The sequence below is a fragment of the Streptomyces sp. SS7 genome (assembly GCF_037993025.1).
Taxonomy (GTDB): domain Bacteria; phylum Actinomycetota; class Actinomycetes; order Streptomycetales; family Streptomycetaceae; genus Streptomyces.
In genome coordinates this window covers 8963395-8985420 of the sequence record NZ_CP141223.1, presented here as the reverse complement: position 1 = coordinate 8985420, position 22026 = coordinate 8963395, and the positions used below count along the sequence as shown (strand labels likewise).

General features: G+C 71.6%; 23 protein-coding genes and 2 pseudogenes. 13 read left to right on the top strand and 12 right to left on the bottom strand.

Annotated features, from left to right (window positions below; all coding sequences use genetic code 11):
* Positions 1-25: 25 nt before the first annotated feature.
* Positions 26-1345 (bottom strand): aldolase, encoded by a 1320-nt coding sequence (locus tag U5640_RS40495; RefSeq protein WP_340384214.1) that lies wholly within the window; start codon positions 1343-1345, stop codon positions 26-28.
* 226 nt (positions 1346-1571) lie between these two features.
* Here U5640_RS40495 and U5640_RS40490 point away from each other — a divergent pair, with 226 nt between their 5' ends.
* Positions 1572-2489 carry an endonuclease/exonuclease/phosphatase family protein gene (locus U5640_RS40490; RefSeq protein WP_340384213.1) on the top strand — a complete coding sequence of 306 codons (918 nt, stop codon included), beginning with the start codon at positions 1572-1574 and terminating at the stop codon, positions 2487-2489.
* A gap of 67 nt (positions 2490-2556) precedes the next feature.
* On the opposite strand, the gene U5640_RS40485 is transcribed toward U5640_RS40490, so the two are convergent.
* From U5640_RS40485 to U5640_RS40470, 4 genes are all read right to left on the bottom strand, one after another.
* Positions 2557-3519, bottom strand: coding sequence for an electron transfer flavoprotein subunit alpha/FixB family protein (locus U5640_RS40485; RefSeq protein ID WP_340384212.1), 963 nt, complete (start codon positions 3517-3519; stop codon positions 2557-2559).
* A 52-nt stretch (positions 3520-3571) separates the two neighbouring features.
* On the bottom strand, positions 3572-4360 hold the full coding sequence (locus U5640_RS40480; protein ID WP_340384211.1) for an electron transfer flavoprotein subunit beta/FixA family protein: 789 nt from the start codon (positions 4358-4360) through the stop codon (positions 3572-3574).
* 218 nt (positions 4361-4578) lie between these two features.
* Positions 4579-5088, bottom strand: a complete 510-nt coding sequence (locus U5640_RS40475) for a flavin reductase family protein (protein ID WP_340384210.1) — start codon at positions 5086-5088, stop codon at positions 4579-4581.
* A gap of 214 nt (positions 5089-5302) precedes the next feature.
* Positions 5303-5716, bottom strand: a complete 414-nt coding sequence (locus tag U5640_RS40470; protein WP_340384209.1) for a thioredoxin family protein — start codon at positions 5714-5716, stop codon at positions 5303-5305.
* A gap of 75 nt (positions 5717-5791) precedes the next feature.
* Between U5640_RS40470 and U5640_RS40465 the strand changes: the two genes are divergently transcribed.
* Entirely contained in the window at positions 5792-6208 is a 417-nt protein-coding gene (locus U5640_RS40465; protein ID WP_340384208.1) for a DUF4395 domain-containing protein, read from the top strand.
* A gap of 184 nt (positions 6209-6392) precedes the next feature.
* The gene (locus tag U5640_RS40460) at positions 6393-7121 is read left to right on the top strand and encodes a lysophospholipid acyltransferase family protein (RefSeq protein WP_340384207.1); all 729 of its coding nucleotides are present in this window, start codon (positions 6393-6395) and stop codon (positions 7119-7121) included.
* Between the two features lie 18 nt (positions 7122-7139).
* On the opposite strand, the gene U5640_RS40455 is transcribed toward U5640_RS40460, so the two are convergent.
* The 4 genes from U5640_RS40455 to U5640_RS40440 form a co-directional block, all read right to left on the bottom strand.
* Positions 7140-7736, bottom strand: a complete 597-nt coding sequence (locus tag U5640_RS40455; protein ID WP_340384206.1) for a transglutaminase family protein — start codon at positions 7734-7736, stop codon at positions 7140-7142.
* An 89-nt stretch (positions 7737-7825) separates the two neighbouring features.
* Positions 7826-8896: a low specificity L-threonine aldolase gene (locus U5640_RS40450; RefSeq protein ID WP_340384205.1), complete on the bottom strand. Its 1071-nt coding sequence runs from the start codon at positions 8894-8896 to the stop codon at positions 7826-7828.
* The gene (locus U5640_RS40445; protein ID WP_340384204.1) at positions 8893-9639 is read right to left on the bottom strand and encodes an SDR family NAD(P)-dependent oxidoreductase; all 747 of its coding nucleotides are present in this window, start codon (positions 9637-9639) and stop codon (positions 8893-8895) included. Before U5640_RS40445 ends, U5640_RS40450 begins: the two co-directional genes overlap by 4 nt.
* 35 nt (positions 9640-9674) lie before the next feature.
* Positions 9675-11072 carry a DUF6421 family protein gene (locus tag U5640_RS40440; RefSeq protein WP_340384203.1) on the bottom strand — a complete coding sequence of 466 codons (1398 nt, stop codon included), beginning with the start codon at positions 11070-11072 and terminating at the stop codon, positions 9675-9677.
* A 257-nt stretch (positions 11073-11329) separates the two neighbouring features.
* Here U5640_RS40440 and U5640_RS40435 point away from each other — a divergent pair, with 257 nt between their 5' ends.
* Positions 11330-12013, top strand: coding sequence for a glycerophosphodiester phosphodiesterase family protein (locus U5640_RS40435; protein ID WP_340384202.1), 684 nt, complete (start codon positions 11330-11332; stop codon positions 12011-12013).
* A gap of 6 nt (positions 12014-12019) precedes the next feature.
* On the opposite strand, the gene U5640_RS40430 is transcribed toward U5640_RS40435, so the two are convergent.
* A complete protein-coding gene (locus U5640_RS40430; RefSeq protein WP_340384201.1) occupies positions 12020-12562 on the bottom strand; it encodes a GNAT family N-acetyltransferase in 543 nt (180 codons plus the stop codon).
* Positions 12563-12672: 110 nt separating this feature from the next.
* On the opposite strand from U5640_RS40430, the gene U5640_RS40425 reads away from it, so the two are divergent.
* Both U5640_RS40425 and U5640_RS40420 read left to right on the top strand, forming a co-directional pair.
* Positions 12673-13065 carry a VOC family protein gene (locus tag U5640_RS40425; RefSeq protein ID WP_340384200.1) on the top strand — a complete coding sequence of 131 codons (393 nt, stop codon included), beginning with the start codon at positions 12673-12675 and terminating at the stop codon, positions 13063-13065.
* Positions 13066-13369: 304 nt separating this feature from the next.
* On the top strand, positions 13370-14134 hold the full coding sequence (locus U5640_RS40420) for a VOC family protein (RefSeq protein ID WP_340384199.1): 765 nt from the start codon (positions 13370-13372) through the stop codon (positions 14132-14134).
* Positions 14135-14164: 30 nt separating this feature from the next.
* Here the strand turns inward: U5640_RS40420 and U5640_RS40415 are convergent, their stop codons facing one another.
* Positions 14165-14710 carry a MarR family transcriptional regulator gene (locus U5640_RS40415; protein ID WP_340384198.1) on the bottom strand — a complete coding sequence of 182 codons (546 nt, stop codon included), beginning with the start codon at positions 14708-14710 and terminating at the stop codon, positions 14165-14167.
* A 310-nt stretch (positions 14711-15020) separates the two neighbouring features.
* Here U5640_RS40415 and U5640_RS40410 point away from each other — a divergent pair, with 310 nt between their 5' ends.
* From U5640_RS40410 to U5640_RS40385, 6 genes and pseudogenes are all read left to right on the top strand, one after another.
* Positions 15021-15614, top strand: a complete 594-nt coding sequence (locus U5640_RS40410) for a DUF5134 domain-containing protein (protein ID WP_340384197.1) — start codon at positions 15021-15023, stop codon at positions 15612-15614.
* A gap of 92 nt (positions 15615-15706) precedes the next feature.
* A pseudogene (locus U5640_RS40405) lies at positions 15707-16643 on the top strand (M56 family metallopeptidase).
* Positions 16644-16887: 244 nt separating this feature from the next.
* Positions 16888-17560: pseudogene (locus U5640_RS40400) on the top strand (phosphatase PAP2 family protein).
* The gene (locus U5640_RS40395) at positions 17557-18087 is read left to right on the top strand and encodes a hypothetical protein (protein WP_340384196.1); all 531 of its coding nucleotides are present in this window, start codon (positions 17557-17559) and stop codon (positions 18085-18087) included. The pseudogene U5640_RS40400 and the gene U5640_RS40395 overlap by 4 nt, the downstream one beginning before the upstream one ends.
* A 10-nt stretch (positions 18088-18097) precedes the next feature.
* Positions 18098-18811, top strand: a complete 714-nt coding sequence (locus U5640_RS40390) for an HAD-IA family hydrolase (protein ID WP_340384195.1) — start codon at positions 18098-18100, stop codon at positions 18809-18811.
* 243 nt (positions 18812-19054) lie between these two features.
* Positions 19055-19738, top strand: coding sequence for a helix-turn-helix domain-containing protein (locus U5640_RS40385; RefSeq protein ID WP_340384194.1), 684 nt, complete (start codon positions 19055-19057; stop codon positions 19736-19738).
* Here the strand turns inward: U5640_RS40385 and U5640_RS40380 are convergent.
* A complete protein-coding gene (locus tag U5640_RS40380) occupies positions 19726-21228 on the bottom strand; it encodes a hypothetical protein (RefSeq protein WP_340384193.1) in 1503 nt (500 codons plus the stop codon). The two genes, U5640_RS40385 and U5640_RS40380, sit on opposite strands and share 13 nt — an antisense overlap.
* Before the next feature lie 155 nt (positions 21229-21383).
* Here U5640_RS40380 and U5640_RS40375 point away from each other — a divergent pair, with 155 nt between their 5' ends.
* Complete coding sequence (locus tag U5640_RS40375) at positions 21384-22022, top strand: DUF305 domain-containing protein (protein ID WP_340384192.1); 639 nt, start codon at positions 21384-21386, stop codon at positions 22020-22022.
* Positions 22023-22026: the final 4 nt, after the last annotated feature.

Sequence of the window (22026 nt, the reverse complement as noted above, 5' to 3'; positions counted from 1 at the left end):
CTTCTGGACGCCCGGCCGGTCGCGGTCAGGGTGCCGAAGCCGTCAGTTCGCCCCGTCGAGGGGCCGCGAAGCCCTCCAGAGCCGCCCGGGACAGCCCGGTCGCGTGGATCACCTCGGCGAGATCGAGGGCGCCGCAGTCCAGGCCGCGCAGCAGGTAGCCGGCGAGGGCCTTGGCGGTGGCCGGTTCGTCGAGCACGTCGCCGCCGGCCCGGTTCGCGTACCGGGCCAGGCGTTCGGCGGCCTGGGCGAAGCCCTCGCGGTAGAAGGCGTAGACGGCTGCGTACCGGGTGGGGATATGGGCGGGGTGCATGTCCCACCCCTGGTAGTAGGCGCGGGCCAGGGCGCGGCGGGTGAGGCCGTAGTGCAGCCGCCAGGCGTCGTGGACCTGGGCGGTGGGGCCGACGGGCAGGACGTTGGTGGAGCCGTCCGAGACGCGTACGCCGGTGCCGGCCGCGGCGACCTGCATGACCGCCTTGGCGTGGTCGGCGGCCGGGTGGTCGCTGGCCTGGTGGGCCGCGGAGACGCCGAGGCAGGCGCTGTAGTCGAAGGTGCCGTAGTGCAGGCCGGTGGCTCGGCCCCGGGCGGCCTGGATCATGCGGGCGACGGTGGCGGTGCCGTCCGTGGCGAGGATGGCCTGGCTGGTCTCGATCTGGATCTCGAAGCCGAGGCGGCCGGGCGGGAGTCCGTGGGCGTTCTCGAAGGCCTCGAGGAGCCGCACCATGGCGGTGACCTGCTCGGGGTAGGTGACCTTCGGCAGGGTCAGCACCAGGCCCTCGGGCAGGCCGCCGGCCGCCAGCAGGCCGGTGAGGAAGATGTCGAGGGTGCGGATGCCGCGGGCGCGGACTGCGGCCTCCATGCACTTCATGCGGATGCCCATGTAGGGGGCTGCCGTGCCCTTCGCGTACGCCTCGGCGACGAGCCGGGCGGCGCGGGCGGCGGTCTCGTCCTCCTCGGGGTCGGGGCGGAGGCCGTAGCCGTCCTCGAAGTCGATGCGCAGGTCCTCCACCGGCTCGCGGTGGAGTTTGGCGCGTACGCGCGTGTGGACGGGTTCGGCGAGGTGGTCGGGCAGGCCGAGGCAGGCGGCGAAGGTGGCGGCGTCGGGGGCGTGTGCGTCGAGGGCGGCGAGGGCGCGGTCGCCCCAGGAGCGGACGGTGCCGGCGGTGAAGGCGTCCGCGGGGACGTAGACGGTGTGGACGGGCTGGCGGGTGCCGGGGTCGCCGGGGTAGCGGCGGTCGAGTTCGGCGTCGACGGGGGCGAGGGAAGCGCTGATCTCGTCGCTGACGGCGCCCGTGAGGCTCGTCGCCACCGTCTCGCGCCGGCCCGTCTCGTGCTGGCCCTGGCCCATCCCGCAACCTCCTGTTTCCGTATGACGGAATCAACAATCCGTAGAGCGAAGCTATCCGTGCACGTTCCGGTGGGTCAACACCCCGTCCACGTCCTGGTCACTCGCAGCTCACCGCTCTCTTGTGTGATCACCGAGCCGTGGTCGCGTGTGATCACTTCCGCACCTTGCCCCTCTTTCGCACAGACCCGCACACCTTCATCCTGGCTCACGAGGCGAGAGGGGACACATGACAGGCGCTGCGGGACCCACCCGGCGGGCGGGACTGAGAGCGATGGTCTCGGCGGCCGTCGCGGTCCCGCTGTTCGCCGCGGTCGGGGCGGCCGAGCCGCGCCGGGCGGTCCCGTCACCGGCCCGGGAGCCGCAGCCCGTGCCCCCGCTGAGGATCATGACGTTCAACCTCCGGGTCCCGGTCGACCAGGACGGCAACAGCTGGGTCCACCGGCGTCCGGTGATGCGGGCGCTGCTGAAGGAGACCGCGCCGCATGTCATGGGCACCCAGGAGGGACAGTTCAGGCAGCTCCAGGCCGTGTGGGCCGACATGGGCCCGCATTACGACTGGATCGGCACGCCCGGCAGCGGTGACGAGGAGTCGGTGGCGATCTACTACGACGTCCGCCGGCTCGAGCCGCTCGAGCACGATGTCTTCCGGCTCTCCGACACGCCGGACGTACCGGGCTCCAACACCTGGGGGGCGGCCTTCCCCCGGCTGGTGACCCGGGTGCTCTTCCGCGACCGGCGGGACCCGGGACGGGAGTTCCACGTCCTCAACACCCATCTCGACCATCGCAGCGCGTACGCGCGCGTGCGGGCGGCCCGGCTGATCGGCGATCGGATCAGACGGCTCGGCCCCTCCCGTCCGGTCCTGCTGACGGGCGACTTCAACGCCGCTGCCACCACGGACCCGGCCTACGGCACCCTGCTGGGCTCCGGTCTCGTCGACACCTGGGTCACCGCGCGGGAGACGGGGCCGGTGTTCGGGACGTTCAACGGCTGGCAGGCGCTCAGGCCCGACGGGGACCGTATCGACTGGATCCTGTCGACCCCCGATGTGACGGTCCACCGGGCGTGGGCGGACCCGTTCACGGTGGACGGCCGCTATCCGAGCGACCATCTGCCGGTGCTGGCGTCGGTGAGCCTGAAGTGAACGGCCGAGGCCCCCGCGACCGCTGGGGTCACGGGGGCCTCGGGCGACTGCGCCGACCGGGTGGCGATCAGCCCTTGCGGGCCTTGATCTCCTCGGTGAGCTGCGGGACGACGTCGAAGAGGTCGCCGACGATGCCGTAGTCGACCAGGTCGAAGATCGGGGCCTCGGCGTCCTTGTTGACGGCCACGATGGTCTTCGAGGTCTGCATGCCGGCGCGGTGCTGGATGGCGCCGGAGATGCCGTTGGCGATGTACAGCTGCGGGGAGACGGACTTGCCGGTCTGGCCGACCTGGTTGGTGTGCGGGTACCAGCCGGCGTCCACCGCGGCGCGGGAGGCGCCGACGGCCGCGCCGAGGGAGTCGGCGAGGGCCTCGATGACGGCGAAGTTCTCGGCGCCGTTGACGCCGCGGCCGCCGGAGACGACGATCGCGGCCTCGGTCAGCTCGGGGCGGCCGGTCGACTCACGGGCCGTGCGGCCGGTGACCTTGGTGCCGGTCGCGGCGGCCGAGAAGGTGACGGCGAGGGCCTCGACGCTGCCGGCGGCCGGGGCGGCCTCGACGGCGGCGCTGTTGGGCTTGACGGTGATGACCGGGGTGCCCTTGGCGATGCGGGACTTGGTGGTGAAGGACGCGGCGAACACCGACTGGGTGGCCACCGGGCCCTCGTCGCCGGCCTCGAGGTCGACGGCGTCGGTGATGATGCCGGAGCCGATGCGCAGCGCCAGGCGGGCGGCGATCTCCTTGCCCTCGGCGGAGGAGGGGACCAGCACGGCGGCCGGGGAGACGGCGGCGACGGCGGCCTGCAGCGCGTCCACCTTCGGTACGACGAGGTAGTCGGCGTACTCGGAGGCGTCGTGCGTGAGGACCTTGACGGCGCCGTGCTCGGCGAGCGCGGCGGCGGTGTTCTCGGCCCCGGCGCCGAGCGCGACGGCGACGGGCTCGCCGATGCGGCGGGCCAGCGTCAGCAGCTCCAGGGTCGGCTTGCGGACGGCACCGTCCACGTGGTCGACGTAGACGAGGACTTCAGCCATGGGATTGCTCTCCTGCGAAACGAAGTTGAGGGGGCGGTCGGCGTGTCGAGCCTTAGATGAACTTCTGGCTCGCGAGGTACTCGGCGAGCTGCTTGCCGCCCTCGCCCTCGTCCTTGACGATCGTGCCGGCGGTGCGGGCCGGGCGCGCGGAGGCGTCCTCGACCTTGGTCCAGGCGCCCTCGAGGCCGACCTCGTCCGTCTCGATGTCGAGGTCGGACAGGTCCCAGGCCTGAACGGGCTTCTTCTTGGCCGCCATGATGCCCTTGAAGGACGGGTAACGGGCCTCGCCGGACTGGTCGGTGACCGACACGACGGCCGGCAGGGAGGCCTCGAGCTGCTCGCTCGCGGCGTCGCCGTCGCGGCGGCCCTTGACGGTGCCGTCCTCGACGGAGACCTCGGAGAGCAGGGTGACCTGCGGGACGCCGAGGCGCTCGGCGAGCAGGGCGGGTACGACGCCCATGGTGCCGTCGGTGGAGGCCATGCCGGAGATCACCAGGTCGTAGCCGGCCTTCTCGATGGCCTTGGCCAGCACCAGGGAGGTGCCGATGGCGTCGGTGCCGTGCAGGTCGTCGTCCTCGACATGGATCGCCTTGTCGGCGCCCATCGACAGCGCCTTGCGCAGCGCGTCCTTGGCGTCCTCGGGGCCCACCGTGAGAACGGTGATCTCCACGTCGTCGTCGGAGTTCTCGGAGATCTGCAGCGCCTGCTCGACGGCGTACTCGTCGAGCTCGGAGAGCAGACCGTCCACGTCGTCCCGGTCGACGGTCAGGTCATCGGCGAAGTGCCGGTCGCCAGTGGCGTCGGGCACGTACTTCACAGTGACAACGATCCTCAAGCTCACGCCGGCTCTCCTACTGCATCGTCAGTTCTCGGCTGCCTTCTTTCAGGCAGCATAGGCGCCACAAGCGGCCGATCCCGATCGGGGCGGCCTGCGCTCCGAACGAAATATTACTCGTCAGTACACCCAGTTCCTGCCCGCTAAGCAAGCGCTTTGAACTGTGACCTCTGCAACGCAGCGTAACCGGAACTCGACGGCTTCGCAGGAGAGCCGGGCAGTGATCAATCCCGCAGAGCGGTGAACCGGCCCTGGTGGTAGAGCAGCGGCCGGCCCGCGCCCGCCGGGTCGCCGAGGACGACCTCGGCCAGCACGATCCGGTGGTCCCCGGCGGGGACCCGCGCGACGACGCGGCACACCAGCCAGGCGAGGACGTCGTCGAGGACGGGGACGCCCTCGGGGCCCTCGCGCCAGGCGGTGGGTTCGGCGAAGCGGTCGGCGCCGCTGCGGGCGAAGGTGGCGGCCAGCTCCTGCTGGTGCTCGCCGAGCAGGTGCACGCCCACGTGCTCCGCCCGGGATATCGCGGGCCAGCTGGAGGCGCCCGTGCCGACGCCGAAGGAGAGCATCGGGGGTTCGGCGGAGACGGAGGTGAGGGAGGTGGCGGTGAAGCCGACCGGGCCGCGGGCACCCGCGGCGGTGATCACGGCGACCCCCGCGGCATGCCGGCGGAAGACGGAACGCAGGAGGTCGGGTGAGGCGAGCTGGGCGGTGCCGAGGTCGGGCGAGGCCGTCATGGAGTTGGCGTCCTTCTGGGGTGAGCGGCGGCGGGAGGGTCCGGGGGCTGTCAACGGCCCGGACAGCGCGCGCTCGCGGTACGGACGAGGTCGACGTGGACCCGTCCGTGGAGAAGGAGTTCCTCGGGCATGGGCTCAGGCTGACGACGGGTGGCGTGTCCAGTCAAGTACGTTCCGCGATCCGAAAGGTGCCTCACCCTCACCTGTCGGCCGGTCATACGGCCTCCCCCAGGGCGGCGATGACGTCGGCCCTGCGGGGCTGCCCGGTGGCGCGGCGCACGATGCGGCCGTCCGCGTCGAGGACCAGCACGGTGGGGGTCTTGAGGATGTCCAGCTCGCGCACGAGGTCCAGGTGCGCCTCGGCGTCGATCTCGATGTGGGTGACGCCGGGCACCATGCCGGCCACCTCGCCGAGGACCCTGCGGGTGGCCCGGCAGGGCGCGCAGAAGGCGCTGGAGAACTGCAGGAGGGTGGCCCGCTCCCCCAGTTCGCCGCCGAGCCGGCCGGCGTCGAGCCGCTTTCCGTCGTCGCGCCCGCGCACGCGCACCCTCCCGCTCCGCCGCCGCTGCAGCACTCCGTAGGCGCTCGCCGCAGCGAGCACCGCCACACACACCACCAGTCCGGTCACCAGCTGCTCCAGCGTTCATGAGACTGCAAAGATTCCCTGCACCAAGAATCGTTTCTTCTGAGGAATGCTCGATCCATGGACATCGATGTGAGGGGCCCCCGGTTCGGGGCCGCCGTCACGACCGTAGTACTGGCGGTCGTTCTGGTGACCGGCAGTGTGTGGCTGCTGGCCTGGCAGACGCTGGCGTTCGCACTGGGCGCCGCGGGCGGGGTGGGGCGCTCGCCGTACGGCTGGGCGTTCCGCAGGATCGTACGGCCGCGGATCGGGCCGCCGACGGAGTTCGAGCCGCCGGAGCCGCCGCGGTTCGCGCAGGCGGTGGGGCTGGTCTTCGCGGCCGTGGGTCTGGTGGGCCTGGCGCTGGGCCCCGGCTGGCTGGGGCTCGCGGCGACCGGCGCGGCGCTCGCGGCCGCCTTCCTCAATGCCGCTTTCGGGTACTGCCTGGGCTGCGAGGCGTACCTGCTCGTACGGCGGGTGACGGTGCGCGCGCAGTAAAGGTGACTTAAAAGGCCGAGGTGGATTACGGGGCGGAGTGACGAGGATCTCGTCGTCGTGGGGCACGGGGGCTGGCCCCCCGGCCGTTCTTCGGGCACGATCTGCGAGATGCCGTAAACCTACGGCAGCGTAACTTTGCCCGAGGGGAACCCCGCCCGGGCAGAAGGAAGGGTCCGCGCCGCCCATGGCAGAGCTTGTCTACCGTCCCGCCGTCGGCCTCGCCCTGACGTTGTTCAAGGTCTGGGACCTCAAGATCGACTGCAAGGGGTCGGAGAACATCCCGCGGTCGGGCGGTGCCGTGCTGGTGAGCAATCACATCAGTTACCTCGACTTCATCTTCGACGGCCTGGCCGCGCTCCCGCAGAAGCGGCTCGTCCGTTTCATGGCGAAGGAGTCCGTGTTCCGCCACAAGATCTCCGGTCCGCTGATGCGCGGGATGAAGCACATCCCGGTGGACCGCAACCAGGGCGAGGCGGCCTACCAGCACGCGCTGGCGTCGCTGCGCTCGGGCGAGATCATCGGGGTCTTCCCCGAGGCGACCATCTCCCAGTCGTTCACGCTGAAGAGCTTCAAGTCGGGTGCGGCGCGGCTCGCGCAGGAGGCGGGCGTCCCGCTGATCCCGATGGCCGTGTGGGGGACGCAGCGGCTGTGGACGAAGGGGCACCCACGCAACTTCAAGCGCAGCCACACCCCGATCACCATCCGTGTCGGCGAGGCGATCGAGGCGTCCAAGGACAAGTACGCGGGCGCGATCACCCGTCAGCTGCGCGAGCGGGTGCAGGAGCTGCTGGAGGCCGCCCAGCGCGCCTACCCGGTCCGCCCGAAGGACGCCGACGACACCTGGTGGATGCCCGCGCACCTCGGCGGTACGGCGCCGACTCCGGAGCAGGTGCGGGCGGCCGAGGCCCACTGACGGCGGCCGGGAGGCGCGTCAGGTCAGCTCGGCCGGGAGCGTCCGCCACAGGGACGACCGGTCCGGGGCGGCCCTGAGCGCGTCCAGCACCGCCGGGTGCGGTGCCGCGTACAGCGTCGGATAATCCAGCTCGCCTTGCTCCCGGTCCGGGAGGAAGGCGAGCTGTTCACCGTCCAGGGAGAATCGGGCGTCCACCCCCGGCCCGTTGCCGCGCGGGTCCTGCCGGTGCCAGGCGCCGTGGAAGCGCACGGCGACCAGCCCGTGCACACAGTGCCCCGCGCCGTCGTCCTGCGTGAGGCGCTGGTAGCACAGCGCCGTGGGGATGTCCTCGGCCCGCAGCAGCGCGGTGAGCGCGTGGGCCTTGGCGTAGCAGATGCCCGTGCCCTGCTCCAGCACGTCGGAGGCGCGCCAGGTGACGCGCGGATCGCCGAAGTCCTGGGAGTGGCGGATGGTGTCGCGCACGAACTCGAAGGCCAGGCGCGCATAGGCATACGAGTCCGTCGCGCCGTCGGCGAGTCGCGCGGCGGTCTCCCGGACGAGCGGGTGATGGTGGTCGACGACCTCGTCGTCGGCCAGATAGGCGGACAGGTCGGGGTTCTCCTGGATCAGCTCCATGATCGGAGAGCATAGAAACGCGATCACCCGATCGTCAATACTTTTTCGGGTGACCGCATATCTATGCATACATGCTCGTGGGGGAGCCGCTAGTCCGCCATCTCCTCCTTGACCGCGGCGACGAACGCGTCCACGTCCTCCTCGGTCGTGTCGAAGGAACACATCCAGCGCACGTCGCCCGCGGCCTCGTCCCAGAAGTAGAAGCGGAACCGCTTCTGCAGGCGCACGCTCACCTCGTGCGGCAGCCGGGCGAACACGCCGTTGGCCTGGACGGGGTGGAGGATCTCCACCCCGTGCACGGCGCGCACCCCCTCGGCGAGCCGCTGGGCCATCTCGTTGGCGTGCCGGGCGTTGCGCAACCACAGATCCTTGGCGAGCAGTGCTTCCAGTTGCACGGAGACGAAGCGCATCTTGGAGGCGAGCTGCATGGACAGCTTCCGCAGATGCTTCATACGGCGGACGGCGTCCTGGTTGATCACGACGACCGCCTCGCCGAACAGCGCGCCGTTCTTCGTGCCGCCGAGGGAGAGGATGTCGACGCCGACCGCGTTGGTGAAGGTCCGCATCGGGACGTCCAGGGAGGCGGCCGCGTTGGCTATGCGGGAGCCGTCCAGGTGCACCTTCATGCCGTGCGCATGGGCGTGGTCGCAGATCGCGCGGATCTCGGCCGGGGTGTAGAGGGTGCCGAGCTCCGTGCTCTGGGTGATCGAGACGACCTGAGGCATGGCGCGGTGCTCGTCCTCCCAGCCCCAGGCCTGCCGGTCGATCAGCTCCGGGGTGAGCTTGCCGTCGGGGGTGGCGACGGTGAGCAGCTTCAGTCCGCCCATCCGCTCCGGAGCACCGCCCTCGTCCACGTTGATATGGGCGCTCTCGGCGCAGATCACCGCTCCCCAGCGGTCGGTGACCGCCTGGAGCGCGACGACGTTGGCGCCGGTGCCGTTGAAGACCGGGAACGCCTCGGCCGTGGCCCCGAAGTGGCCGCGGACGATCCGCTGGAGGTTCTCCGTGTAGTCGTCCTCGCCGTACGCGACCTGATGGCCGCCGTTGGCCAGGGCCAGGGCGGCCATCACCTCCGGGTGGGCCCCGGCGTAGTTGTCGCTGGCGAAACCGCGGACCTCCGGGTCGTGGTGGCGACGGGCGTCGGTCTTCGGGGGGTTCACGGCTTCTCGGTGAGCCACAGACGCTGTCCGTTCACTTCGGGGGCGGGCTTCTCCCAGACACCGGCGATCGCCTCGGCGAGGTCCGTGACGTCGGTGAAGCCGGCGAACTTGGCGTTGGGCCGGTCGGCGCGCATCGCGTCGTGCACCAGCGCCTTCACCACCAGGATGGCGGCCGCCGAGGTGGGCCCCGCGGCTCCCCCGGCCTTGTGGAAGGCGTCCGCGAGGGCCAGCGTCCAGGCCTCGGCTGCGGCCTTGGCGGCGGCGTAGGCGGCGTTGCCCGCGGTGGGTTTGGACGCGCCGGCGGCGCTGATCAGCACGTACCGGCCGCGCTCGCTGCGCTGGAGCCCTTCGAAGAACGCCAGCGACGTGTGCTGCACGGTCTTGACGAGGAGGAGTTCGAGCAGGTCCCAGTCGTCCAGCCTGGTCTTGACGAACGTCTCGCTGCCGCGCCAGCCTCCGACGAGGTGGACCAGTCCGTCGATGCGGCCGAAGTCCTTCTCGACGCGCGCCGCCCACTCCTGGGTGGAGCCGAGGTCGAGCAGATCGACGGTGTCGCCGGTGACGGTGGCGCCGCCGGCCTCGTAGCGGGCGTGGTCGACGGCCTCCGCCAGGCGCTCGGGGTCGTTGTCCGAGCCGACGACGGTCGCGCCCGCGCGGGCGAGCCGGAGCAGTGCCGCACGGCCGGCAGGTCCACCCGCGCCGGCCACCGCGATCACCGCACCGTTGAGAGCGCCGTTCCCCATCCTTGCCTCCTGCTGAGCGGTGTCCGTACGGTCGCTCACGCGGCGACCCTCTCGGCGCTGTCCGCCGTGATGCCCTTGGTGGAGGCGATCACGTGCTTGAGCTTCTTGGACAGTGCCTCATAGAACATGCTCAGCGGAAACTCGTCGGGAAGCACGTCATCCACGAGTTTGCGCGGCGGCTGCGAGAGATCCAGGGCGTCGGGGCCCTTGGCCCAGCGCGAGCCGGGGTGCGGGGAGAGGTAGGTGGAGACCAGCTCGTAGCCGGCGAACCAGTGGACCAGCTTGGGGCGGTCGATGCCGTCGCGGTACAGCTTCTCGATCTCGGCGCACAGCTCGTTGGTGACCTGTGGGGCGCGCTGCCAGTCGATGTGCAGCTTGTTGTCGGTCCAGCGGACGACCTCGTGCCGGTGCAGGTAGGCGAAGAGGAGCTGGCCGCCGAGGCCGTCGTAGTTGCGGACGCGCTCGCCGGTGACCGGGAAGCGGAACATGCGGTCGAAGAGGACCGCGTACTGCACGTCACGGGCCTGCGGGACGCCGTCGGCCTCGAGCTTCACGGCCTCCTTGAAGGCGGTGAGGTCACAGCGCAGCTCCTCCAGGCCGTACATCCAGAACGGCTGGCGCTGCTTGATCATGAAGGGGTCGAAGGGCAGGTCGCCGTGGCTGTGGGTGCGGTCGTGGACCATGTCCCACAGGACGAAGGCCTCCTCGCAGCGCTTCTGGTCGTGGACCATGGCGGCGATGTCCTCGGGGAGTTCCAGGCCCAGGATGCCGACGGCGGCGTCGGTGACCCGGCGGAAGCGGGCGGCCTCGCGGTCGCAGAAGATCCCACCCCAGGAGAAACGTTCCGGCGCCTCACGGACGGCGATGGTCTCCGGGAAGAGCACGGCCGAGTTGGTGTCGTAGCCGGCGGTGAAGTCCTCGAACTTGATGCCGCAGAACAGCGGGTTGTCGTAGCGGGTGCGCTCCAGCTCGGCCAGCCAGTCCGGCCAGACCATGCGCAGCACGACCGCCTCCAGGTTGCGGTCGGGGTTGCCGTTCTGCGTGTACATCGGGAAGACGACCAGGTGCTGAAGGCCGTCGGCGCGGTTCGCGGCGGGCTGGAAGGCCAGCAGCGAGTCGAGGAAGTCCGGCACCTCGAAGCCGCCCTCGGCCCAGCGGTGCAGGTCCTTCACCAGGGACCGGTGGTAGTCGGCGTCGTGCGGGAGCAGCGGGGAGAGCTGCTCGACCGCGTCGATCACGTCCCGTACGGCCCGCTCGGCCTCGGGGCGCTCGGGGGCGTCGACGGCGGAGAAGTCGATCGATCCGTCCTTGGACTGCCAGGGGCGGATCCGCTCCACGGCATCCTTGAGCACGGGCCACGCCGGGTGCTCCACCACCCTGGTGCCGGGAGGAAGCTGCTCCCCCGTCGCCGCCTGCACAAGAATTTCCGTCATGTCCCATCCTCCACGGGAGAACCTCGCGTATGGACACCGTATGCATACGAGGTTTGCCTCAGCAAGGGGGGCTACCGAAAATTATTCTGCACACACGGGGGTTAACGTGAGTTTTTCCTGTCCGCCATCCCAGGAGTGACTGATTCCGCTCAGGGTGGGTACACGCTGCGACCAACGGCGTCTACACGTGTCCATGACGAACCCGGGCCGTTAGGCTGCGGTTGCGCACCCGCTCGTCGACGGAAGCGAGTCCCGTCTTGAACTTCGTCACCATCGGTCATCGCGGCGTCATGGGTGTCGAGCCCGAGAACACCCTCCGCTCGTTCGTCGCCGCCGAGGAGGCCGGCCTCGATGTGATCGAACTCGATCTGCATCTGAGCAAGGACGGCGCGCTGGTGGTGATGCACGATCCGGACGTGGACCGGACGACCGACGGCACGGGCCCCATCGCCGATCAGACGCTCGCGGAGCTGAAGACCCTGGACGCGGGGCGCGGGGAGCGGGTGCCGGTGTTCGAGGAGGTCCTGGACGCCGTGTCGCTGCCGCTGCAGGCCGAGATCAAGGACGTGCAGGCGGCCCGGGCGCTGGCCGAGGTGCTGCGCGAGCGGGATCTGGTGGGCCGGGTGGAGGTGTCCTCGTTCCACGACGAGGCGGTGGCCGAGATGGCCCGGCTGGTGCCCGGGGTGCGCACCGCGCTGATCGGCAGCCGTTTCGGCCTCGACATCGTTTCCCGGGCCGCGGACGCCGGGGCCGCGACCGTGTGCCTGAACATGCGGCGCCTCACCCTGGAGATCGTCGAGGAGGCCCGCAGACGGGATCTGCGGATCATCGGCTGGGTGGTCAACACCCAGCACCAGTTGCGGCTGGTGCGCGCGCTGGAGCTGGACGGCGCGACCACGGACTACCCGGAGATCAGGCGCACGGGGCGCTTCACCGCGTGAGGGGCCTCAGGACAGCGGCTTGACCAGCAGCTCGAACTGGAGGTCGTCGCGCTGCGGGATGCCGAAGCGCTCGTCGCCGTAGGGGAAGGGCGTCATCCGTCCGGTGCGGCCGTAGCCGCGGCGCTCGTACCACGCGATGAGGTCCTCGCGTACGGAGATCACGGTCATGTGCATCTCGGCGGCTCCCCAGACCTCGCGGGCCTGCCGCTCGGCCTCGGCCAGGACGATCCGGCCGAGGCCGCCGCCCTGGGCCGTGGGGCTGACCGCGAACATGCCGAAGTAGGCGTGGTCGCCGCGGTGTTCGAGCTGGCAGCAGGCGACGATCCGGCCGTCCCGCTCGACGGTGAGCACCCGTCCGTCGGCCGACCCGATGATCGCCCGGACCCCCTCGGGGTCGGTGCGCTGCCCCTGGAGGATGTCCGCCTCGGTGGTCCAGCCCGCCCGGCTGGACTCCCCGCGGTACGCCGACTCGACCAGCGCGACCACCTCGTCCACGTCGGCGTCGGTGGCGTCACGGAAGGTGGGGGCGGGGTCGGCGGTGATCTCCATGCGGGCGGTCTCCGGTGTGTGGCACGGCTGGGACTCGGACGAGGGTATCGCCACCCGCTCCCGGCCCGTCCGGCCGCTCGGCACGGCGCCAGGCCGTAGGCTCCCGGCGCATGGTGCACGTACTCAGCAGCCGGGTCCTCCTCCGCCCCACCGACCCCGAGCGCTCGCGCGTCTTCTACGGCGAGCAGCTCGGGCTCGGGGTCTACCGCGAGTTCGGTACGGGGCCGGAGCGCGGGGTCGTCTACTTCCTCGGCGGTGGCTTCCTGGAGCTCTCGGGGCGCGCGCAGACACCGCCGGACCCCGCCGTACGGCTCTGGTTGCAGGTCGCGGACGTGACGGCGGCGTACGAGGAGCTGCGGGCGAAGGGGGTTGCCGTCGTGCGGGCGCCGGTCAAGGAGCCGTGGGGGCTGGTGGAGATGTGGATCGAGGATCCGGACGGGACGCCGATCGTGCTGGTGGAGGTGCCGAAGGATCATCCGATCAGGTACCGGCCGGGGATCTAGTAGTGCCGTGACCGGAAAGGTTTGCCGGGAAGCTCGCGGCGTCCGGTGCGGTGCATCGCAAGGCGGAGCGTCGCCCGCGTACCGGATGTACTCGGGTGATGCGACAACGCGGCGAGGTGCCGTGCCGGACGCCGCGAGCCGGTGAACCTTTCCGGTCACGGCACTAGCGGCCGGCGCCCCGGGAGCCGCGGGACGGTGGCGCCCCCTGCCCGTGGTGCGGGGCTCGTCGACAGCGTGAGCGGATGCCGGGGCGGCAGGGCGGGCATAGCGTGCTGGAGGGGCCTCCTTTTCTGGAAGGAACGTCATGAAGCTCGACGCACCGGTGCCCGGCGGGCCCTGCTGGGCCGAGCTGGGGACCAGTGATCCGCAGGCGGCGAAGCGCTTCTACGCGGAGCTCTTCGGCTGGCGTGCGCAGACGGACCCCCGGCAGGAGGCCGGCGGCTACACCGTCGCGCACCTCGGCGAGGCGGCCGTCGCCGCGCTGACGCCCCTGTACCAGATGGCGCAGCGGTGCGCATGGAACGTGTCCTTCGCCGCGACCGACGCCGATGTCAGCGCACGGCTGGTCACCGAGGCCGGCGGCAAGGTGCTGGTCGGGCCGATGGACGTCTTCGACACGGGCCGTTTCGTGGTGGCCCTCGATCCGGGCGGAGCGGTGTTCCAGCTCTGGCAGGCGCGGGCCTTCCCGGGCGCGGGGCTGTTCAACGCGCCCGGTTCGCTCGGCTGGGTGGAGCTGCTGACCCGTGACCCGGACCGGGCGGAGACCTTCTACACCACCGTGTTCGGCTGGACCGTGACCTCGTCGGAGAACTATCTGCAGTGGGGTGTCGGCGGCGCCGACTTCGGCGGCATGGTCAGGATGGACGAGAGGTTCCCGCCCGAGGTGCCGCCGCACTGGCTGCCGTACTTCGCGGTGGCCGACGTGGACGCCTCGACGGCCACCGCGACGGCGGCGGGCGGCGCCGCGCCGGTGGAGCCCCTGTCCGTGCCCGACGGCCCGCGGATCGCCGTACTGCAGGACCCGCAGGGAGCCGTGTTCGGGGTGTACCGGGCCGGGGAGGAGGGCTGAACCCCGGCGTCGGGCAGGCCGGTTGACGCCTCAGGCGCGGGCGGTGCGCATGGACCCTTCCAGGCGGCTCAGCAACTCCCCCAGGAGTCCGGCCAGTTCGCCCTGGCGGTCGCCGTCGAGGGCAGACAGCACGGCGCGCTCGTAGGCGAGTTGCTCGGGGAGGACGGCGTCGACGAGGTCGCGGCCGGCGTCCGTGAGGCTCAGGTGGACGACGCGGCGGTCGCGGGCGTCCCCCCGGCGTTCCACCAGGCCGCGTTCGGTGAGCTGCTTGAGGCGTTTGGTGACGGCGGCCCCCGAGGAGAAGGTCTCGCGGGCCAGGTCGCCGGGGGTCAGTTCATGGCCGGTACGGCGCAGCGCGCCGAGCAGGTCGAACTCGGGGCGGCTCAGACCCGCCCGGCGCAGCGGTGCGTCCTCGGCCTGCTGGAGCAGGGCGGCGCAGCGGTTGACACGGCCGATGATCTCCATGGGGCCGGTGTCGAGGTCGGGCCGCACCACCTGCCACTGCCCCACCACCGACGCGACGGTGTCGCTCCCCGCCCCGTCCCCGGCCGCCGCTGGTCCCCGCGTCGCCGTCATCGCCGCACACCCTCCGCCGTCGTGGTCGCGTCCCGATCCGGGGGCGGTCCCCGGTGCCGTACCGTCGCGGCGAGCGTACGGCGTCCGGACCGTTCGGCAGCGCTGACCCGCTCCTCGGCAGGGCGCGTCGCCACCGCTCGGCGGCGGACGGGGGAGGCAGGAGCCGCGCACGCTCGTGCCATATGCGGCGGGCAATCGCTCACGCACCGTGCTCCCTCGAATGCTCCCCGTGTACCTCGTTGCGCCGCGTGCGCGCCGCGTGGCGTGGGCATCGCAACCCTCGACGCGTCCGTCGAGCGGGGAGGTGCGCGTGCACGGACCGACTTCGCCCGGCTGGCTGCTGGTCACGCTGTGTGCGGCGACCGGTGCCTACTGTCTGCTGCGGATGCGCAGCCATGTGGAGGAGCAGCGCAGAGCCGCCGGCGGTGAGGCACTCATGGGGTTCGGCATGGCGGTGATGGCGGTGCCGCCCTCGGTGTTCATCCCGCCCCCGTGGGCCTGGCCCGCCTACGCGGCGGTGTTCGGGGCCGCCGCGTTACGGGCCCTGTGGACGGCGCGTGCGGACAGCCACCATCTGCACCACCTGGTGGGCAGCTCGGCGATGGTCTACATGGCGGTCACGATGGCCGTGTCGCCGCCCGACGCGCACGCGCACGGCGCGGCCGCCTCGGGTGTACCGGTCCTCACGGGCGTACTGCTGCTGTACTTCGCCGGGTACGTCCTCCTCTCGGGGGCGCGGCTGCTGCCGTGGACGGGGACGGCCGCGGCCGGCGGGAGTGCCGGGGCGGGGGGAGTTCCCGGGTCCGCCGGGGGCGCCGTCGGGTGGAGCGACCGTCCCGAACTGGCGCGGGCGTGCCGGCTGTCCATGGGGATCGGGATGCTGGCGATGCTGCTGGCTCTGTGAGGTCGCGCCGGCCTCAACTCGGCCGTGGCCTGCGTCACTTTGCCGGGGCAAGCCGTACCCCTGAGCGGTGCGCCGCTCATAGGGTGCTGTCCATGACGGTCCCCGCGGTCCTGCTGCTGCTCGGCGCCCTGACCGCGGTCGGAGCACCCCCGGCTGCTCGCCCGGGCCGACTGGCCCGACCGTGAACCGGTGGTCGCGCTGTGGGCGTGGCAGTGCGTGGTGGCGGCGGTCCTGCTCTGCTGTGCGCTGTCGATGACGCTGAGTGCGGCGGCGGCGTGGCAGGCGGTACGCGGTCATGTCTTCGCTCCGGCGCCGCGGGCGGTCGTGGATGCCTACGCCCTCGGTTCCACCGGCCCCTGGGCGGCGGCCACCGCGCTGACGTTGGCCTGCGCCGGGTTGTGGAGCGCGGCGATGCTCGTACGGGAGGTGGCGCGCGCCGGGGCCCGCAGCCGGGCACGCCGGGCCGAACTGCTGCTGCGCGCACCGCTGTTGCCCGGCGAGGAGCCTGCGGCGGGGCGGCTCGTCGTCCTGGAGGGTGCGCGGCCGGACGCCTGGTGGCTGTCGGGTGCCGCACCCCGACTCGTCGTCACGACGGCCGCGTTGCAGCGACTGAAGGGGCGTCAGCTGGACGCTCTGCTCGCCCATGAGCAGGGGCACGCGCAGGCCCGGCACCACTGGCTGCTGCACTCGTCGTCGGCACTGGCCACCGGGTTCCCGCAGGTGCCGGTGTTCGCGGCGTTCCGCGACGAGATGCACCGGCTGGTGGAGCTGGCCGCCGACGACATGGCGTCCCGACGGTTCGGCCGGCTGACCACCGCGCTTGCGCTGGTCGAACTCAACGAGGACCGCGGGGTGTTCGGCCCCACCCCCACTCCGCAGGCACACGTCCCGCAGCGGGTGCACCGGCTCCTCACTCCCCCGGACCGGCTCCCCCCGGCACGCAGACTGCGTCTGACGGCGGCGGCCGCACTGGTGCCGGTGATCCCGGTCCTGGTGACTTTGGTACCTGGCCTGAGGGCACTGGGCTGAGGAGCGCCGGCGGTCGGGAAACACGGGCTTCCGGGGTGGGTGGGCGGGCTGCGGAGCCGGGACGGCGGCACGGTCGGCGGCGAGCCGCAGCCGCGCCAGCTGGCCGGCATCAGACCCCGGTCACGGGTGAGCGGGGGCCGCGGAGTGCCCGTACACCTCGATTCCACCTCGGCGAAACCCCAGGGGCCCGCTCCGTGACAGCCCGGGTTGGCCTCCGGCCCCTCCGTTCGGCGAGGATCGCATCATGCACACGCGGTCCGTCGACTCCCCCGCCCCGTCCACCGGCCCGGCGCACGGCCGTCCGCCTCGCGGCGGTCCTCGGTCTGTGCTCGGTGGCCCTTCTCGTCCTGGTCGCGACGGAGTGGCACCCGCTGATGGCCGTCGACGGAGACCTCGCCCGCACCACCCACCGCTGGGCCGTGGCCGACCCCGGCTTCACGCGTGTCTGCCGCATCCTCACGGACTGGGTGTGGGATCCGGTGACGATGCGGCTGGTGGGGGCCGCGGCGGCGGTGTGGCTGGTGTGGCGGCACGCGGCCTGGTGGACCGCGGGCTGGCTGGTGGTCACGTCGGCGGTGGGGACGCTGGTCCAGCAGGGCCTCAAAGCGGCGGTCGACCGGGACCGCCCGGTCTGGCCCGACCCCGTCGACTCCGCGCACTACCAGGCCTACCCCTCCGGCCACGCCCTGACCGCCACGGTGGTGCTGGGTCTCCTCCTGTGGCTGCTGCACCGCCACGGCGTGAGCCGCCCGGTCTGGCGTACGGCCGTGGCGGTGGCGGTCGTCTCCGTGGTCGGCGTCGGCCTGACCAGGATCTGGCTGGGCGTCCACTGGCCCTCGGACGTCCTCGGCGGCTGGCTGCTGGGCGCCCTGCTGGTGACAGGGGCCGTCGTGGTGCACCAGCGCCGGTACCCGTGACCGTCCCGCCGCACCCCCCGGCCGGGCCGTACCGGTACGTCGGGCCCGAGGACATCCTGCGAGCCGTCGTACCGGGCAGTGAGGGGTACGCCGTGCGCGACCTCGCCGGCCTGACCGCCTTCGCGGTGGAGGACGGGGAGCCGTACACGTACGTCGTCGGGCTCGACGGACGGCTGCGCCTGGCCCCGCGGCGCAGCGAGCACGTGGCCTGTGCGGGCGGCGGGGCCGTCCTCGGGGCGGGCGAGGTCTCGTTCCGGCGCACCGGCCGTGGCTGGGAGGTCCACGAGGTCACCAACCAGTCCACCGGTTACTGCCCCGACCCCGGCTGCTGGCCGGCGGTGGCGGCCGCCCTGGACCGGGCGGGGATCGTGCGACCGGACGCGTTCACCCACGCGCTGGTGTTCCGGCGCTGCGAGCGGTGCCGGGAGATCAACGTGGTGCGGGAAGAGGTGTACGTCTGTGTGTTCTGCGAGGACGAGTTGCCCCTCTTCTGGAACGTGGCCCCGCGAGATCCTCCGAGTTCCTAGGATCGAGCGCATGACTGCCGTTCTGTTCGACTTCTCCGGGACCCTGTTCCGGGTCGAGTCCACCGAGGCCTGGTTGCGTGCCGTGCTGGAGGAGGCCGGGGCCGGCCTGCCGGAGGAAGAGCTGGCCGCCACGGCGCGTGCGCTGGAGGCGGCCGGGGCGCTGCCCGGCGGGGCGCCTCCGGGGCGGGTGCCCGAGGAGGTGGCCGCGGCGTGGCGGGTCCGGGACGAGAGCGCCGAGGCGCACCGGGCGGCGTACACCGGGCTCTCCCGTCAGGTGACGCTGCCGGACCCGGGGCTGCACGACGCGCTGTACGACCGGCACATGACCCCGGCGGCCTGGGCGCCGTATCCCGACGCCCTCGACGTGCTGAGCGGGCTGCGGGAGGCGGGGGTCGCGGTGGGCGTGGTCAGCAACATCGGCTGGGATCTGCGGCCGGTGTTCCGTGCGCACGGGCTCGACCGGTTCGTCGACACGTATGTGCTGTCGTACGAGCACGGGGTGCAGAAGCCGCATCCCCGGCTGTTCACGGCGGCCTGCGAGGCGCTCGGGGTCGATCCGCGCGCGGCCCTGATGGTCGGGGACGACCGGCGGGCGGACGGCGGGGCGGCGGCGCTGGGCTGCACGGTGCACTTCGTGGACCATCTCCCAGCGGCCGAACGGCCGGACGGACTGCGCCCGGTCCTGGACCTGGTGGGTCGCAGCCGGGAGCTCGGAATGCGGTAGACGGCAGAAAGGTCGTCCTGGTCGGGCCGAGGTGTGGCCCGGCCTCTGCTGCAGGCGGTGGCCGGTTCCGGCGCGCCCCACCGATCAGTAGCCCCAGGCCACCATGTGGGCGAAGGCGCGCCCACTCTGGACGATCCCCCGCGTCGCCCAGAGCGGGCAGCAGCCCGGACCTGCTCCGTGCGGAACTGTCCGGGATGCCCTGAGTATAGTTGGCTGATAGCCAGTCAACGCAGGAGTTACAGGATGTCCCCGCGCAGCGCCTCGGTCAATGAAGAATTGCGGCGACGTTCGCGCGAGCGGCTGTTGCACGCGGCCCTGGAGCTGGTGAGCGAGCGCGGGTACGAGGCCACGACGCTCGGCGACATCGCGGACCGGGCCGGTTCGGCGCGCGGTCTGGTGTCGTACTACTTCCCCGGCAAGCGGCAGTTGGTGCAGTCGGCGGTGCACCGGCTGATGCACCGTACGCTCGAGGAGGCCCTGGAGCGGGAGCCGTGTACCGAGGACGGCCGGGAACGGATGGCGCGGGCCATCGACGCGATCCTCGGACTGGCCCGGGACCGTACGGTGCTGATGCGCCAACACATGGCCGGACTGCTCCAGGCCGAGGGCTTCGTGCAGTGTCCCGAACAGCAGCGACTGGCCGAGCTGTTGCGGCAGACGGCGGCCCGGCACGGGTCGCGGGACGTCGGCCACGACTATCCGATGCTGCGTTCGCAGCTCATGGGCGCCGTGTACGCGCTGGTGCTGCCCAACGTACCGTTGCCGCTGGCCCGGTTGCGTGCCGAGCTGTTCGAACGGTACCGGCTGGACTGGGAGTCGGGGTTCCCGCCGGACGCCGAGGCGCCCGGCGGGAGATGCGCGCAGGATCTGTCACGCTACTTCGCGACGGAGCCGGCCGCTCAGGCCGACGCAGATCAGTCGAAGTAGTCCGGCTGCGTCTGGACGTTGAGCTCCCGCAGGTGGATCCGCTTGGCCGGATCCGTACGCCGGTCACTGAGCTTCAGCACGTCGAAGCCCTTGGCGATGTCGTTGGAGTAGATGTAGCCGTTGTAGTAGTACGCCGACCACGCGCCGCCGACCGACAGGGCCGTTGTGCTCAGCGGGCCGCGCTCGAAGTAGGCGATCTCCTTCGGGGCGGAGGAGTCGGTGAAGTCCCAGACCGAGACGCCGCCCTGGTACCAGGCCTGGACCATGAGGTCCTTGCCCTTGACCGGGATCAGCGAGCCGTTGTGGGCGACGCAGTTCTCGGTGTCCGCCTGGTGGCGGGGGATCTTGTAGTAGCTGCGGAAGACGAGCTTGCGCTTGTCGCCCTTGCCGACGATGTCGTAGATGCCGTCGGCGCCCCGGTTCGGGCCGATGGCCGCGTTGCAGGTGGCCGCTCCGCCGCCGCCCAGCTCGTCGGTGAAGACGACCTTGTTCGCCTTCTGGTTGAAGGTCGCCGAGTGCCAGAACGCGAAGTTCACGTTGTCCTGCACCTGGTCGATCACCTTGGGGTGCTCCGGGTCCTTGATGGAGAAGAGGATGCCGTCCCCCATGCAGGCGCCGGCCGCGAGGTCCTTCTCCGGGAGCACGGTGATGTCGTGGCAGCCGGTGGTCTTGGACACGCCCGGGTTGGTGGGCGAGCCGGGGTTGCCGCCGCCGTCCGGGCCCTCACCCGGGAAGAGGACGGGGAAGTCGACGACCGCCGCCGTCTCGGGCGCCTTGCGCGGCACCTTGATGACGGAGATGCCGTCGTGCGGGGGCTGGCAGTCGGGGTAGGCGGCGCTCGGCGAGTACGAGGAGACGTAGATGTACACGTTCTTGCGCTCGGGCACCAGGCTGTGGGTGTGCGAGCCACAGGCGGTCTCGACGGCGGCGACGTACTTGGGGTTCTTCTTGTCGCTGATGTCGAAGACCTTCATGCCCTCCCAGGAGGACTTCTCCGTAGCGGGCTGCGTGGTGCTGTTGCAACTGCTGTCGCTGCGCGAGGAGTCGGTGGAGAGGAAGAGCAGGTCTCCGGAGACGGAGATGTCGTTCTGCGAGCCGGGGCAGAGCACCTGGGAGACGGTCTTCGGGGACTTCGGGTCGCTGATGTCGAAGATGCGGAAGCCGTCGTAGTTGCCGGCGAAGGCGTACTTCCCCTGGAAGGCGAGGTCCGAATTGGTGCCGGACAGCGCGTCCTTGGGGACGTTGGTGAGGTGCTCGATGTTGGCGGAGTGGACGATCTCGTCCTGTCCGGGTATGTCACCGTCCGCGATCGCGGCGGCCGCCCCGGCCCGGGCGCTTCCGGACACCTCCCGCTCCACGGCCGGCGCGTCCCCCGGGTCGGGGGTGGCGGCAGCCGGGACCGCCGCGAGCAGCGCGGCCAGGAGCCCGGTACAGGCGGCGGCGACGCCCAGCCGTCTGCGCCGCGTTCGGGGATCGTTCGACAGGGTCACTGCGTCCTCCCTCGTTGCCGTTCCTGTGGAACGGTTCACGGTCCCCTGCAGTATCGTCTTCATCATGCACATATCAAAGGCTGGCAACGCAGACGTAATGAATCTCTCCGCCGGGTAGTGCGATCAATCCAACTCCCTTGCTTCAGGAGGTCGTTGTGCCCCACCGCCGCGCACCCCTCACCGCCGCGGCCGCACTGCTCGTGCTCGCCCTCGCGGGCTGCGACTCCGGTGCGCAGGACAAGCCGGCCGCGGCGGGCGGCCCTTCGGTGATCGCGCCGGGCATGCCGGGCGAGGGCAACCGGACGCTCTCCGCCCAGGAGGCTGCCGAGCAGCGGGCCGAGGACGACTCCCCCAACGCGGCGGACGTGTCGTACGCCCGGATGATGATCCGGCACCATGCCCAGGCCCTGGTGATGACCGAACTCGTCCCGGAGCGGGCCGCGTCGGCGGGCGTGAAGCGCCTCGCGCTGCGCATCGCGGCCGCGCAGGGACCGGAGATCGAGGCGATGAAGGCCTGGCTCGGGTCGTACGACAAGGCCGAGACCGGCGGTGCGCACGACCACGCCGCGATGCCCGGCATGGCGAGCGACGCCCAGCTGAGCACGCTCCGCGCGACGCACGGGAAGGCTTTCGACGCCCTCTTCCTCAGCCTGATGATCACCCATCACGAGGGCGCGATCACGATGGCCACCGAGGTCAAGGCGCAGGGCAACAACCTGCGGATCGAGGAGATGGCGGACGACGTCGTGGCCCAGCAGACGAGCGAGATCACCCGGATGCGGCAGATGAGCTGACCCG